Annotated in this window: 12 protein-coding genes; 5 read left to right on the forward strand and 7 right to left on the reverse strand. The window is 61.9% G+C overall.

Annotation, left to right across the window (positions count from 1 at the left end):
• Positions 1–186: 186 nt before the first annotated feature.
• From XalbCFBP2523_RS16810 to XalbCFBP2523_RS04945, 3 genes are read left to right on the forward strand one after another with little or no spacing between them, the layout of a single operon-like run.
• Positions 187–612 carry a radical SAM protein gene (locus XalbCFBP2523_RS16810; protein WP_211286558.1) on the forward strand — a complete coding sequence of 142 codons (426 nt, stop codon included), beginning with the start codon at positions 187–189 and terminating at the stop codon, positions 610–612.
• Between the two features lie 11 nt (positions 613–623).
• A complete protein-coding gene (locus tag XalbCFBP2523_RS16275; RefSeq protein ID WP_146084038.1) occupies positions 624–878 on the forward strand; it encodes a hypothetical protein in 255 nt (84 codons plus the stop codon).
• A 28-nt stretch (positions 879–906) separates the two neighbouring features.
• On the forward strand, positions 907–1344 hold the full coding sequence (locus XalbCFBP2523_RS04945) for a hypothetical protein (protein WP_230599011.1): 438 nt from the start codon (positions 907–909) through the stop codon (positions 1342–1344).
• Positions 1345–1456: 112 nt separating this feature from the next.
• On the opposite strand, the gene XalbCFBP2523_RS04950 is transcribed toward XalbCFBP2523_RS04945, so the two are convergent.
• Positions 1457–2086 carry a YceI family protein gene (locus XalbCFBP2523_RS04950; protein ID WP_045765154.1) on the reverse strand — a complete coding sequence of 210 codons (630 nt, stop codon included), beginning with the start codon at positions 2084–2086 and terminating at the stop codon, positions 1457–1459.
• An 84-nt stretch (positions 2087–2170) separates the two neighbouring features.
• Entirely contained in the window at positions 2171–2761 is a 591-nt protein-coding gene (locus tag XalbCFBP2523_RS04955) for a malonic semialdehyde reductase (RefSeq protein ID WP_045765153.1), read from the reverse strand.
• A gap of 128 nt (positions 2762–2889) precedes the next feature.
• On the opposite strand from XalbCFBP2523_RS04955, the gene XalbCFBP2523_RS04960 reads away from it, so the two are divergent.
• Entirely contained in the window at positions 2890–3861 is a 972-nt protein-coding gene (locus XalbCFBP2523_RS04960) for a mitochondrial fission ELM1 family protein (protein ID WP_045765152.1), read from the forward strand.
• A gap of 68 nt (positions 3862–3929) precedes the next feature.
• On the opposite strand, the gene XalbCFBP2523_RS04965 is transcribed toward XalbCFBP2523_RS04960, so the two are convergent.
• Positions 3930–5828 (reverse strand): S53 family peptidase, encoded by a 1899-nt coding sequence (locus XalbCFBP2523_RS04965; RefSeq protein ID WP_045765151.1) that lies wholly within the window; start codon positions 5826–5828, stop codon positions 3930–3932.
• 125 nt (positions 5829–5953) lie between these two features.
• Positions 5954–7855 carry a S53 family peptidase gene (locus XalbCFBP2523_RS04970; RefSeq protein WP_104629906.1) on the reverse strand — a complete coding sequence of 634 codons (1902 nt, stop codon included), beginning with the start codon at positions 7853–7855 and terminating at the stop codon, positions 5954–5956.
• A gap of 813 nt (positions 7856–8668) precedes the next feature.
• Between XalbCFBP2523_RS04970 and XalbCFBP2523_RS04975 the strand changes: the two genes are divergently transcribed.
• Positions 8669–9730 (forward strand): glycerophosphodiester phosphodiesterase, encoded by a 1062-nt coding sequence (locus XalbCFBP2523_RS04975; RefSeq protein ID WP_012914885.1) that lies wholly within the window; start codon positions 8669–8671, stop codon positions 9728–9730.
• A 50-nt stretch (positions 9731–9780) separates the two neighbouring features.
• Here XalbCFBP2523_RS04975 and glnE read toward each other — a convergent pair whose 3' ends face one another.
• The 3 genes from glnE to XalbCFBP2523_RS04985 all read right to left on the reverse strand — a co-directional run bounded on the left by glnE (position 9781) and on the right by XalbCFBP2523_RS04985 (position 13862).
• Complete coding sequence (gene glnE, locus XalbCFBP2523_RS04980; protein WP_045765150.1) at positions 9781–12621, reverse strand: bifunctional [glutamate--ammonia ligase]-adenylyl-L-tyrosine phosphorylase/[glutamate--ammonia-ligase] adenylyltransferase; 2841 nt, start codon at positions 12619–12621, stop codon at positions 9781–9783.
• A gap of 300 nt (positions 12622–12921) precedes the next feature.
• Entirely contained in the window at positions 12922–13137 is a 216-nt protein-coding gene (locus XalbCFBP2523_RS17395) for an XVIPCD domain-containing protein (RefSeq protein WP_369310880.1), read from the reverse strand.
• Positions 13138–13574: 437 nt separating this feature from the next.
• On the reverse strand, positions 13575–13862 hold the full coding sequence (locus tag XalbCFBP2523_RS04985; protein WP_012914881.1) for a GIY-YIG nuclease family protein: 288 nt from the start codon (positions 13860–13862) through the stop codon (positions 13575–13577).
• Between the last annotated feature and the right edge of the window lie 218 nt (positions 13863–14080).

A 14080-nucleotide genomic window follows, 5' to 3' on the forward strand; every position in this document is an offset into this window, starting at 1 on the left:
GCGGGCAGCAGCGATTTCCTCAGGAAACAAAAGGGCCATTCGCCCGTTGAGCGAGAATGCGGGGAAATGCACCAACTCCGACACATGCACCGCCACTAACTATATTTGCAGCAACAGCGGAAACTGCCAAAGTTCATCCAATGTTGGCGCTTGCAGCGGTTCGCCCAGCCCGCAACCCGGCAATGGATGAATCAGACGATGCTCAGTGAAACCATCGTCGCCGAGGCGCTTTCCCCAAGCATTTTCTCGCTCATCCTGCTGCCGACGGAAAAGTGTAATTTCCGCTGCACGTATTGTTACGAAGACTTCGCAACAGGGCGGATGCAACCCAAGGTCGTAGAGGGCATCAAGGCCTTAGAGCATCTGGATGGCTACATTTGCTATGCAGCCAAACCCAATTCCTTGATGATTCGCGCCAACGGCCGGATCGGCAAATGCACCGTTGCCCTCAACGACGACCGCAACGATCTCGGGAAGCTCCATGCCGATGGCACCATCGAGGTTGCAAACGACAAACTACGCTTGTGGATGAATGGCTTTTCGGATCTATCCGAACAATCGCTGGGCTGCCCGCTCTCGAGCTTGGCCACGACAAACTTGGCCACTATATAAGGTGAATCCGCATGCCGATCCGCATCGACCCAGACAAGATTTCCTTGGGAAAAAACGCAGAAGTGTTGTTTGAAGAGCAGGAAACCTCGACCGCGATTGAAGCATTGGCAAGCCAGCGTTTTGGCACATTGTCAACGAACGAAGTTTGCAATGGCACGAATCCTTCATGTAACAACACAAGTAATTGCTCTTTGGGCAGCAACACCAACTGCAATAACAAAGGTAGCTGTTTCGCTCCGAATCCAGGGCCCGGCCATGGGCCATGATGCATGCACACATGACAGGTAGACCACCATGACAACCCACAGCAACGACAGCCGCCGCAACTTCCTTCTCGGCACGGCCGCCACCGCGATCGCCGCGATCATACCCGTGGCAACGGCGGCGGCGGTCAATCCCGTCGCCACGCAGGCGCCGGCACACGGCCGCGCACTTCCCGAAACACAGACCTTCATGATGCAGGTGCTCGGCGATCTGCGCCAAGCACCGACCGGCCTGCAACTTGCCCCTGGCCAACTCTCCGAGCCGATCACGCTCGCGGGCAACGGCACCTATCGGGTGAAGATCAGCCCCACGGACATCACCACGCGCTTCGGGCCGATCTACAAACTGGTTCTGGCCGATGCCCATGGCATGCCGCTTGAAGAAATGAATATCGGCAGCGACACCACCGCGACCTTCACCCGCCACGGCGTGCAGGTCTACGCGCTGTCGATCGAACAAGCGCTGTAAGCATCTATCGCCACGCCCGATTGCGCTTGAAAACGCGAACGCCCGCGGTTCGGCGGGCGTTCGCGTTGCCGGAGGCGGCGCCAGCGCGGCGCCGCCTCGTCCATGCGTCGGCTTACTTTTCTTGCAGCAACGCTTCCGTGGTGATGCGGATCTTGACCTCGTCGCTGACGTTGGGAACGTAGGCGCTCAATCCGAAATCGCTACGCTTGACCGTGGTGGTGGCGTCGAAGCCCAGCGCCTGCACCTTGTGCATCGGATGCGGACCGGCGCCATTCAGGGTCACCGCCAGCACCACCGGCTTGGTCGTGCCCTTGATGGTCAGATCGCCGGCCACCTTCAACTTGTTGGCGCCAGCCGCGGTGACCTTGGTGCTCTTGAAGGTGGCGGTGGGAAATTTGGCCGCGTCGAAGAAATCGGCGCTCCTCAGATGCTCGTCGAGCTTGGCGGTGAAGGTGTTGAGACCCGACAGCGGCAGGGTCACGTTGACGCTGGATTTGCTCACGTCCTGGGCGTTGTAGATCAGGGTGCCGTCGATGTCGCCGAAATTGGCGGACGGGTTGGAAAAACCGAAGTGACTCCACTGCACCAGCACGTCGGTATGCGCGGGATCGAGTTTGTAGGTGCCGGAAACACCTTTGAATGCGGCGGCGGCGGCCGGCGCGGCGAAGGCCGTGCTGACCGGCGCGGCGACGACGACGGCCAGAGACAGGGCGAGCGGAAGCAGGAGATTGCGGGTCTTCATGGAGAGGCTCTCTTGGTTGAAATGACGAATGGCATTGCAGCAGGCAGGGAGCCTGCGACCGCCCGGACAATGGCCGGGCCCGATTTACGCAATCCGTGCGGCCTCGTCGAAACTCAGGCGTGGCAAGCGCGGGTGCAGACCCTTGGGATCGCCATGACCGAGGTTGACCAGGAAGTTGGACTTGATCGTGGTACCAGCGAAGAATGCCGCATCGACCTTGGCGTTGTCGAAGCCGGACATCGGGCCAGCATCCAGGCCCAGCGCGCGCGCGGCCAGGATGAGGTAAGCGCCCTGCAACGAACCGTTGCGGAACGCAACCTCGCTGCGGCCTTCGCGCGGGCCATCGAACCAGCTCTTGGCGTCGGTGTGCGGGAATAGATAGGGCAGCTTTTCGTGGAAGTCTTCGTCGTGGGCCACGATCACCGTCACCGGCGCGGCCAAAGTCTTGGCCAGGTTGCCTTCGGACAGCGCCGGCTTGAGTTTTTCCTTGCCCTGCGGCGAGGTCACGAACACGAACCGCGCCGGACTGCCATTGGCGCCGGTCGGCCCCCACTTCACCAAGTCGTACAGGGCGCGCAACGTGGCTTCGTCGACCGGTTTGTCCAGAAACGCATTCTGGGTACGGGCGGTGCGAAACAACTGGTCAAGGGCGGCGGCGTGCAAGGCGTCGGACATGCGGGATACTCCTGTGTTGACAAAAGCGCCAGATGACGGATGAAGCGCCATCCCGACGCGAGGTGGCCAGTGTAGAGTGAAGCAACTCTCGCAACAGCCCATCGCGCTGCAATGGATTACTACCAAAGGTGAAACGATTGGATGAGTGTTGGGCGATAAGCGACGGACATGCCGGTAACGCTCGCCAGGCCGAGGCCTTGGCCGCGGCACTGGCCGTGAACCCGGCACAACCGCCACAGACGCTCGTGTTGCAACCGCACATGCCATGGCGCTGGTTGGCTCCGCGGCGTCTCCCCGGCGCGACACGCGCTTACGGCCCTGACTTCGCCGATCTGCTGCGTCATCCGCCAGCGCTGGCAATCGGCTGCGGCCGCCAAGCCGCGCTGGCCACGCGCCTATTGCGCACGCGCGGCAGCCAGGTGGTCCAAGTGCTGGACCCTCGCCTACCAACGCGACATTGGGACATGCTGGTCGTGCCGGAGCACGACCGCCTGCGCGGGGACAATGTGCTCCCCCTGCTCGGCAGCCTGCATCCGGTCGACGATGGCTGGCTGGCGCAGGGACGCGCGGCCTTTCCCGAACTGGGAATGTTGCCCTCGCCGCGCACCGGCTTGCTGGTCGGCGGCCCTGCGGGCCTAGCACCGTGGAACAGCGCACAGGCCAGCGCCGCCTTCGACGCGATTGCCACGCACCTGCGTGCAACTGGCGGTAGCATCCTGGCCAGCGCCTCGCGGCGCACACCAGCGAAAGTCGCTGCCGCCCTGCGGCGTGTCTTTGCCGATTTACCGGGCGTGATCTGGTGCGATGAGCGCGACGGCGCGAATCCCTATGCCGGCATTCTTGGCTGGGCAGAGCGCCTGGCCTGCACGCCGGACTCGGTGAACCTGCTGTCCGAAGCGTGTGCTACGCGCACGCCGGTACGCGTGCTGATGCCCGAACTAGCCTGCGGTCGTGCCCAGGCTTTTCATCGTGCGCTGCACGAGCGCGGACGACTCACTAGTACACATGATGCCGGCGACGCTACTGCCGCCGGCATCGAACCACTCCGCGAGACCGCACGCATCGCAGCGTGTATTCGCGAGCATCTGCGAGCGGGTTGAACAGCAACACCCGACAGCACGCCCACGTCGAGGGTGCGACGCGGGCGAATGCTTTTACGCGCGGTAACTTACGGATTGCTGGGAGAGCGCGGCACGCCCGCCGGCGCCGCATCCAACGCACCGATCAGCAGGCGCACGTCCGGCGTCCCCAGGCCCACCGTGTAGTTGTACTTGCCCTGGAGCGGCACATCGTTGCTGACCACGCCGTTGTAACCCGGAATGTCGCGGTGGAACGCTTTCGGATAATTGGCCGCCAGCCGGTACAGGTACGGGTTGAGATTTCCCTGACGCCCCTGCTTTTCCACCAGCAGCGCGGCGACGCTGGCGAACTCAGGCGCGGCGACGCTGGTGCCGATGGCTTCATGCATTTGACCATTGTAGGCCAGCAACGCCGCACTGGCGCCAATCTTGCGGCCTTCCTGGCAAGGCTGCGTCGCCGAACCGGGACAACCGCCGACCAGCATGCCGACATCGGGCACTAGCCGCATCTGCCCGTAGCGGCAGCCCAGCGCCCGCAATTGATAGAGCGGACGGTTGAAGATCGTACTGACGCCTCCACCAGCCCCCCAATAGCCACCGGCCAGTATCGCGCCCTTGCCATAATAATCCTTGGCGGTCAAGGGATCGGCATAGGCGGTTTCGCGCAGGTAGCTGGAGTCCGCACTGCCCTGTTTGTATGCGGTGAACAGATTGCCGCCACCGACCGCAGTCACGTGCGGATCGGCGGCGGGATATTGGACGCCAAGCACATAGCGACCGTCCTTACCATCGACCCAGTAATTCGTGTCCGCACAACCCAAGCCGCCGTTGTCACCGCTGGCAGCGATGAAGGTGATGCCCTGCGCATTGCCCTGCCGAAGCAGTTCATCGTAGGCGCGCAATAGCGAGGTTAAGTCCTTGCCGCCGTTGTAGGCTGGAGTTCTGTACAATTCGCAGCCGCCGAGCGAGAGACTGACTACGTCCGCCTTGTTGTCCCGCACGATCTGCCGATAACCAGCGTAAATCGATTCATCGCTGAAATCAGGTATCACGTACAGAATGACATTCGCCCCCGGCGCACCGCCCAGCACCGTTTCCACATCCAGCGCCGCCTCGGGCGCTGCGCTGCTTTTATCATTGATGACAGGCTTGGCACCGGCCACATAACGGCGCGCATATAACTTCGGATTGACATGGCCTGCACCATTGCGGCTGAAATTTTGCTGGTTAAAAAACAGATCCACGTCCGAGTCCAGCACATCGCTGGCCATCAGGATGGCGACGGTTGTGCCAGTCCCGTCGAGGCGGCGGTGATGGCCGGGCGGCCCGATCATCGCCTGGTAGGACGGATAGTCGTAGGCCTGTTTCAGATCGTTGTAGGCATAAGGGCCGGTGGGGCTATTGAGGTTGTCCAGCTGTGCCTGATTCAGTTGCTTTATTATCGAATTCACCTGATACGGCGGCAGACCGCGGTCCAGGCCGATGACGGTAGCGCCACTGTCGCGCAGGGGCGCAGGCAATTGCAGGGGACTGTCGGAGGCGAGGCGGTCCCGCTTGCCCGCTTGCAGATCCGCAGTCAAAGACACAGCGAACAGACGCTCGACATCGTCCGCGCTGGCGCTGACGTGCAAGGTCTCGCCCTGCTGGGTGACGGTCATATGCGCGCCCTCCAGAGCGGCACGCACCTGCGCCACCTGCGCCGGGAGTGGGCCGAAGCGGCTCGCGAATTCTTCAGGCTTCAACCACTGATGGTAGTGCGGCGATTGCGGATCCTGCATCTCCGCCAGCAACGCGTCCAAGCCTGCTTGATCGCGCAACGGAAGATGCACATCGAAGGTGACCGGGGCAGCACGTAGCGCGGTGGTCATCGCATCCAGCGTGCGGTTCTGGAGCGTGGGGTTCTGGGTTGCTTGTGCGCCACTACACAGGAGCATGGCAGCGGACAAGACCGTGGTCAGCAACCGCTGGTGAGGCATACGATTAATCATGGGAGATATCTTCATATAATATATAAATAGAGCAGGTGAACCTTATGCACACCTGCCGCGATGCCAGATCCGCATCGCGCCCACGTCGACGCTGCGACGCGGGCGCGTGCTTTTACAGCGCGGCCTTACGGATTGCTGGCAGAACGCGGCACGCCCGCCGGGGCCGCATCCAACGCCCCGATCAGCAGACGCACGTCCGGGGTGCCCAGGCCCACCGTGTAGTTGTACTTGCCCTGGAGCGGCACATCGTTGCTGACCACGCCGTTGTAACCAAGAATGTTACGGTGGAACGCTTTCGCATAATTAGCCGCCAGCCGGTACAGGTATAAGTTGAGATTTCCCTGACGCCCCTGCTTTTCAACCAGCAGCGCGGCGACGCTGGCGAACTCGGGCGCAGCGACGCTGGTGCCGATGTACCCATGGAATTTACCCTTGTAGGCCGCCACCACCGCACTGGCGAAAGGCACACGGCCTTCCTGGCACGGCTGCGTCGCATTATCGGGACAACCACCGACCAACATACCGACATCGGGCAACAGCCGCATCTGGTCGGAACCGCCGCCCAGCGCCCGCGATTGATAGACAGGACGTTTGAAGATCGTACTAACACCTCCACCAGCCCCCCAGTAACCACCGGATAGCATCGCGCCCACATTGTAATAATCCTTGGAAATCAAAGGATCGGCATAGGCGGTCTCGCGCACGTAGCTGGAGTCGCCGCTACCTTTCTTGTAGGCGGTGAACAGATTGCCACCACCGACCGCGGTCACGTGCGGATTGACTGCGGGATGGTCGACACCCGCCACAAAGCGACCGTCCTTGCCATCGACAGCGTAATTCGTGTCCGCACAACTCAAGCCGGCGTTGTCGCCGCTGGAAGCAATGAAGGTGATGCCCTGCGCGTTGCCCTGCCGGAACAGCGCATCGTAGATGCGGAGTACCGGGGTGCCGTCCTTGCCGCCGTTGTAGGCTGGGGTGAAGTACAACTCGCAAGCACCGAACGAAACACTGACCACATCGGCCTCGTTGTCCTGCACGATCTGCCGATAACCGGCGAGAATCGATGCATCGCTGATATCAGGTATCACGTACAGAATGACATGCGCACCCGGCGCACCACCCAGGGCCATTTCCACATCCAGTGCCGCTTCGCCCCCTGCCTCATCGTTTCCCTCTTGGATTCCAGGCTTGGCACCGGCCACATAACGGCGTGCGTACAGCTTCGGATTGACATGGCCGGCACCATGGACGCTGAACTTTTCCTCGTCGAACAGCATGTCCACGTCCGAGTCCAACACATCGCTGGGAATCAAGATGGCGATGGTCGTGCCTGTCCCGTCGAGGCGTTGGTGATGGCCAGCCGGACCGATCGTCGCTTGGTAGGACGGATAGCCGTAGGCCTGCTTCAGATCGTTGTAGGTATAAATGCCGGTGGGGCCACGGCGGTTATCCAGATTGACCAGCGGCATTTGCTTGGAATCCAGATGATACGGCACCGAGCCGCGTTGCAGGCCAGTGACGACGGCACCGCTATTGCGCAGGGCCGGCGGCAATTGCAAGGGGCTGGCAGCCGTCAGGCGAGCCTGCTTGCCCGCTTGCAGCTCCAAGGTCAAAGGTGCAGCGAACAAACGCTCGACACTGTCCGCGCTGGCGCTGACGTGCAAGGTTCCACCCTCTTGGGTGACGTTCATATGCGCGGCCTGCAGGGCAGCACGCACCTTCGCTAATTGCGCCGGCGACGGGCCGAAGCTGCTCGCGAATTCGTCAGTCGTCAACCAATGATGGTAGTTCTTCGATTGCGGATCCTGTCTGTCCGCCAGCAACGCGTCCAGACCTGCCTCATCGCGCAACGGTAGATACACATCGAAGTTGACGGGTGTAGCGCGCAACGCACTGGTCATCGCGTCCAGGTTGACGTTCTGGAGTGCGCCGTTCTGGTTCTGGACCGCTTGAGCACCACTGCACACGAGCATGGCAGCGGACAAAGCGGTGATCAGCAACCGCTGTTGGAGCATACGATCAATCATGGGAAATCTCTCCATTGGGTAGAGCAGGTGCGCGATGCATCGCGGCAGGTGTACATAAGCCTGAAGCGGCACACACAGCCTGGCACAAAATTTTACTGACAGCAGGGGATTAGGAACGACTTAGACGATGACAGAAAAAATCCATCGCCATTGCGCTTGATTCGATAAAAACCACTATGGACATTTGCAATGCATAAGTTACTGCTTATTGCATCCAAAACTTTGACGCCATCCCATATTTGAGATTTTGGAAATAAAATACTCCGCTGTTCGAACGATGAAACGCCGCGCATCAACTTAATCGCACATGCACATCGTCACGCCAGGCCCCTTACCATCCCGCGCCTTAATTCCGCGTAAAACACAATGCCTGCGCAGCAAACCTGAAATGCCGCTAGCTGAAACGTCGTTAACGCAATGTCGATGCACTCTCTCCGCGAATTTACCGCGTGCCCCTACATGGCTTACCGATCCTCGCCGCGTTGTTGTCGCTCCACTCGTCGCCTCGCCGATGCTGCTCATAAACCCTATGCGTTGCTCGCTACGCCACGCATGAATCCCATTTTAATAAATGGACAAAACCAGATCCAACAGGCACGGCGCATCATCGTCCTCATCAACATGCGCCATGTCCCGAACCTGATCGCTTTCAACGACAGCGCTCAAACGAGCGCTCGCCGCTGTTTGACACCATCACGCCACGGCAGATGTTCCTAACCGTAGACGCACACTTGCGAACGTGTACATTCTGTCCAATCACACTGCAGAGTACATGCGATGATTCAAACTCCCCCCTGGTTATTGGGCTGTGCAATGGCGATAGTAGCGGTCACGGCGATGGCCGCATCGCGCGAGAGCAAACCGCTGGTGATCGGCCATCGCGGCGCCAGCGCGCTGCGCCCGGAACACACGCTGGCGTCTTACGCCAAGGCCATCGCCGACGGCGCCGACTACATCGAACCGGATCTGGTCTCGACCAAGGACGGCGTGCTGGTGGCGCGCCACGAAAACGAGATCGGCGGCACCACCGACGTCGCTACCCATCCAGAGTTCGCCGCGCGCAAGACGGTCAAGCAGATCGACAGGCAGCGCGTGGAAGGCTGGTTCACCGAAGACTTCACCCTGGCCGAACTGAAGACCTTACGCGCACGCGAGCGCCTGCCAGAACTGCGCAGCACCGCCTTCGACGACCAATTTCAGATCCCCACTCTCGACGAGATCATCGATTTCACCGCGGCCGAGTCGGCCACGCGCGGACGCCTGATCGGTCTGATCCCGGAAATCAAGCACGGCACCTACTTCAGCACGCACGGCCTGGCAATGGAGGGCAGGCTGCTGAAGACACTGGACGCACACACCTACACGCGCCGCGCGCCGGTGGTGATCCAGTCGTTCGAAATCGGCAACCTGAAAGCACTGCATCGCACACTTGGCCGCACGCATCCGAATGTACGCCTGGTGCAGCTGCTAGGCGACCCGAACGCGCGCCCAGGCGATCGCTTGAACGACGGTCCGACCTACGCGCAGATGGGCACTGCCCAGGGGCTGCGCGCAATCGCCAAATACGCACAATGGGTCAGCCCGAACCTGCGCGCGATCGTGCCGGTGGATGCGGATGGCGCTTTGGCCGGGCCAACGGCTTTCGTCGCCGATGCACATGCGGTTGGCTTGCAGGTGGTGCCCTATACCTTCCGTCCCGAAAACAGCTTTTTGCCCAAACAACTGCAGGACGCGCGCGGCCCTGCCGCGATAAACGTCGCCGGCAGCATCGCCGAAATACACGCATTGCTCGCCGCCGGCATCGATGGCTTCTTCACCGACGACCCGGCAGTGGGGCGCGCAGCGGTGGATGGCACCCCGCCACCGACGCGTTGACGTCGCGATGCCGACGGTTGTCTGACAGCCTATCCAACGCCGTGTTCCGCTCAGCGCTCGGCAGCATCGCTCCCGCGGCCCTCAACGAACGACAGGCCCAAGCGCGCAGCCACGTCGCGGATCGTCGCACGTGCGGCTTCGATTTCGACACTAGGGGCGGTCAATTGCGCACGCCGGTCCAGCGTGCAGGACAGGCCAGCCTCCACCAGCACTGCATGTGCGGCATGCAGGCGCGCAGCCATCGTCGCCTCCAGCCAGCCGGCGTGCGCCAGCACGTCGATCAGCGTCGCGGTATCGCGCGGCTGTAGCAGCGCCGGTTGTTGCGCGGCACCGAGCAGCACGCCTGCCTGTGTCAGGAATTCCAGGTCGATCAATCCACCGGCGCCCTGCTTGAGATCGAAGCGCGCGGCATCGCTGCGGTCCAGCTCGGCCCGCATGCGCGCACGCATGCCACGCACGTCCTCGCACAAGGCCCCAGCTTCGCGCGTGCGCGCCAGAGTCTGCGCCCGCACCTGTTCGAAACGCTGCAACAACGCGGTATCGCCGGCGACGCCACGCGCGCGTACCAGTGCCTGATGTTCCCACGTCCAGGCACGGTCGCGTTGGTACTCGCTGTAGCTCGCTAACGACGACACCAGTGCGCCCTTGCCCCCATCCGGACGCAAACGCACATCAATGTCGTACAGACGCCCACCACCGGTGACCGTACCGAGCAGCGCGATCACCTTCTGTGCCAGCCGTGCGAACCAGCGCCCGCTCTCCATTACCTTAGGTCCATTGGAGACCTCGACGCTGGACGGATGGTCGTACAGAAACACCAGATCCAGATCCGAACCGATGCCCAGTTCCAGCCCCCCAAGACTGCCGTAGCCGATGATCGCGAAGCTGCCGCCTGGTACCTGACCATGCGTCGCGACAAGCTCGGCATGCGCCAGACGCAGCACCGTCACCACCACCGCTTGGGCCAGTTGCGCGAGCTGACGGGTGCTGTGGAGCACAGGCTGACGTCGATCCAGCGTGGCCAACGCAATGCGGAAACTCAACGCCTGACGCGCTTCGTTGAGACTGCGCAGTGCGGCCTCCGGATCGTCGTCGGCAGCGGCAACGGCGCTATCGCATAACTGCTGCATTGCGGTCGGCTCCGGCATTGGCGCGGTCACGCGGCTGTCGAGCAATTCGTCGAGCAGCAGCGGATGTGCGACCAGACGCTCGGACAGGAAGGCGCTACGTGCCAGCACATCGACCAGCCGTTCCAGCGCACTGGGTTGCTCGTCGAGCAAGGCAAGGTAACTTGCACGACGCAGCACCGCCTGTAGCAAGCCGAGCACCCGGTGCAGCGCGGCATCGGCCTGCGCCGCGCGCGCGGTGGCATGCAGCAGCGCCGGTACGACACGATCCAGACGCGCGCGGGCGGCATCGGACAGACGACGCACCCCCTGCGACTGCGCAAACCCGCGCAACGCCTGATCGGCCGCTTCGGCCGCGGCAAAGCCGGCCTCGCGCAACACCTGCGCACGATCGCCGGCAACCATATTGCGCCAGTAATCGGCTAGCGCGTCCGACGCCGGCGTGCGCCCGCGCGGCGCCAACAATTGGGCGAATTCGGCAGCAACACGGTCGCGCTGGCATTGCAACGCCGCATACAACTCGGCCCAGTCGGCATAGCCGAGACCGAAGGCGATGCGCGCGCGGTCCAATGGATCTTCCGGCAACGCATGCGTCTGCGCATCGCGTAGCATTTGTAGGCGATTCTCGACCCGACGCAGGAAACAATACGCCTGCGCCAGTGTTGCTCCATGAGCTTCCGCAACCTGACCGGCCGCGATCAATGCGTGCAAAGCAGGCAATAAGCGGGGTTCGCGCAGTGTCGCTTCGCGGCCACCGCGAATCAGTTGCAGCGATTGCACCAAGAACTCGATCTCGCGAATGCCGCCAGCACCACGCTTGATGTCGTCCAGGCGATCGTGGCGGGCCACTTCGGCGATGATCGCCGCCTTCATCGCGCGCAGACCATCGAGCGCGGTGTAGTCCAGATAGCGTCGGTATACGAACGGACGTAGCGACTGCAGCCAGTGTTCGCCAGCGGCGACATCTCCGGCCACCGTGCGCGCCTTCAGCCATGCATAGCGCTCCCAGTCGCGGCCTTCACGCTGGAAATATTGGTCCATGCCGGCGAACGACAACGCCACCCGGCCGGCATTGCCGAATGGGCGCAGACGCAAGTCCACGCGGTGCACGAATCCATCGATGGTTGTTTCGTCGAGGAGCCGAGCCAGGCGCTGGCCGAGACGCGCAAAGTACTCCTCGGCGGCAAGCGGACGCGCGCCATCGGAATCGCCTCCCTGCGGATAGGCATAGACCAGATCCACGTCGGAAGAGAAATTCAATTCGCCGCCGCCGAGCTTACCCAGGCCAAAGACCACCAGCCGCTGCACACTGCCATCGGCAGCACGGACTACGCCGTGGCGCGCGGCGAACTCGCTTTCCAGCGCCTGCAATGCAAGCGCCAGGCAGTCTTCGGCAAGCTGCGTGCTGCCGGCAAGGGTCGTCTCGACGTCGTCCAGTCCCACCACGTCGCGCCACACCAGGCACGCCGAGGCGGCGGCACGATAACGGCGCAGCAGCGCAGGCCACGTCGCCGGTTGCGCCGGGTCCAGCACCGGCAACGGCAGCGGCGCCGGATCCGGTTGCGCAAGATGGGCGAGCAACGCTGGCTGCCGGCACAGCGTGTCGAGCAGAAAATCGCTGGCAAGCAGGGCACGCGCAAGGTCAGCATCGAAATCGGGACAGGACGGCCATGGCTGTGCCGCCACGGCTTGGCGCAACCGCGCCAGCTGACGGGCGAGCGTGGGCTGGAGAACTGCGGGGACCGATTGAGCGACAGTGGACATCGGCAGATTCTGGCATTGTCGCGTGCGCGCAGACAGCCTCTACGTATTAACGCCAGCGCAGCAACAACAGGCATAGACAGCATATGCGGCACAGTCGGCCAGAACCAACGACAAGGGCGCAATAAAAGAGACGGCGTGATAGTCGACGTCCCCGATTCCGAGGGGACAGCATCAAACCTGAGATTTCAGCTCGACCAACCAATCCCCGAGCCTACCACCTGCAACAGGTCATGACAGCATCGTCGCTATGGTCTGGGTTTGACCAATCGATACTACTTTTTGCCGCCGACTTTTGCGGCCTTATCGTCGACATGCGCGCATAACCGACCATCGCCCCAAGGCACTATGTCCGAGCGCCGGAAGAGTCTGCATCGCGTGCTGGATGTTCGTGCCGCTGAACTGATGCGACATGCCGAAGCCGTTGCTCTTTTGCTCGGCCACAATGCCGCTTTTGTCGGCGTTGAAGTGCAAATGATCCACACGAGTCAGCCCACGCTCCCGAGCATTCAGAGCCACACTTGGGCGAGCTTTTGTTCGTCGGCACTATTCCGTAGGATTTCGAGGGAGGTGGGGCAGAGAAAATATCGCCGTTAAAAAAACCCACTGGCAGCGAACTGCCAGCGGGCTTTGCTCCCATCCCCCACGTCGGGATGCGGCATGATCTTGAGCGCGTTTTTAGAAGAATGCACGCTGCAGTGCAAAATAAAACTGCATAGTTCATTTTGTTTGGATACTGCGCTTTCTGTCTACATTTTCCAGCACACAGCGTCCTATGACGAATCGGACCGAAGCGCAGGATGCACTCATGAATAATGGATGCCGATGTCTGCGCAACCTGGAGATGAGGACGTCTGGTACTGTGCGCCAACGATGTGGCCGAGCCATCATTGAAGCAATTTCAATCGCACTCCAGCGGAGAACACCCCTCGCGCCACAATCACCACTATCAGGGATCATGGCGCACTGTCGGATCCAGCGAGCAGTTCTGGCGCGCACAGGAACGCCAGCTTGCGTGCACGCGGCAGGCGTTTGAGCACCCATTCGGCGCGGGCAGCGGCGGCACGGTCCGGGTAGAGCCGGCTTGCCAGTAACCGTAACGGCGGATTGGCACGGGTGTACTTGGCGCCGCTGCCGCGCAGGTGCGCCTGGTAGCGCGCCTGCAGGTCGGGGGTAATGCCGGCGTAGTAGCTACCGTTGCGGCATTCGAGCAGATACAGGAACCAGGGTGTGGACACGGCCATGGTTGCATTATGCCGACCAAGCGGTGGCGCTGAACCGCTTGCATCCGATCTTTAACGCAAAACCACCCCCTTGCCAGCGCATGACACACACCGGCATACCGCAGTCACCACACAGGCGGATAAGGTCACCACCGGCGCGCAGCCGCCGATGCCCAAGCTCTCTCCCTTGGACATCGGCGGCGCGGCCGGCTCTATTGTTTAACGCATGTACCGAGCAC

This window comes from Xanthomonas albilineans (assembly GCF_002939705.1).
Taxonomy (GTDB): Bacteria; Pseudomonadota; Gammaproteobacteria; order Xanthomonadales; family Xanthomonadaceae; genus Xanthomonas_A; species Xanthomonas_A albilineans.